General features: G+C 60.8%; 1 protein-coding gene. It reads left to right on the plus strand.

From position 1 onward, the window contains the following. Positions 1–602: ribonuclease catalytic domain-containing protein (locus ACMUOY_RS20565; RefSeq protein ID WP_413894572.1), on the plus strand; the 602-nt coding region annotated here is incomplete at both ends.

Below are 602 nucleotides of genomic sequence, written 5' to 3' on the forward strand. Positions count from 1 at the left end.
GCGGACATTCGCGATCTCACGGCCTTGTTGTGGTGTTCGATCGACAACGACGATTCGCGAGATCTTGATCAGCTTTCGGTTTCGGAGTCGATGCCAAACGGGCAAGTGAAGGTGCTTGTTGCCATCGCCGATGTCGATGCGCTGGTGAAGAAGGGCACGGCCATTGATGCTCACGCGCACAACAACACGTGCTCGGTGTACACCGCGGCGCGCATCTTTCCGATGTTGCCCGAACGATTATCGACCGATTTCACCTCGCTCGGCCCTGATGAAAAGCGCTTGTCGGTGGTCACCGAGATGTTGTTCAACGCCGACGGTACGCTCGCATCAAGCACGTCTTACCGCGCGCTGGTGCTCAACCGCGCCAAGCTCGCGTATGACGCTGTGGCGGCGTGGCTTGAGGGCAAGGGAGACTTGCCTGCACCCGCGCGCGCGGTGGCCGGCATGGAGGCGCAGTTGCGTGCGCAAGATGCGATTGCGCAGAAGCTGCGCGCTCTTCGCCGCGAGCACGGCGCACTTGACTTCGACACTATTCAAGCGAAAGCCGTTTTCGAGGGTGATCAAGTGGTGGCGCTCAACGTGCAGGCGCACAACCGTGCGCG

The sequence above is a fragment of the Candidatus Skiveiella danica genome, assembly GCF_022705245.1.
Taxonomy (GTDB): Bacteria; Pseudomonadota; Gammaproteobacteria; order Burkholderiales; family Burkholderiaceae_C; genus Skiveiella; species Skiveiella danica.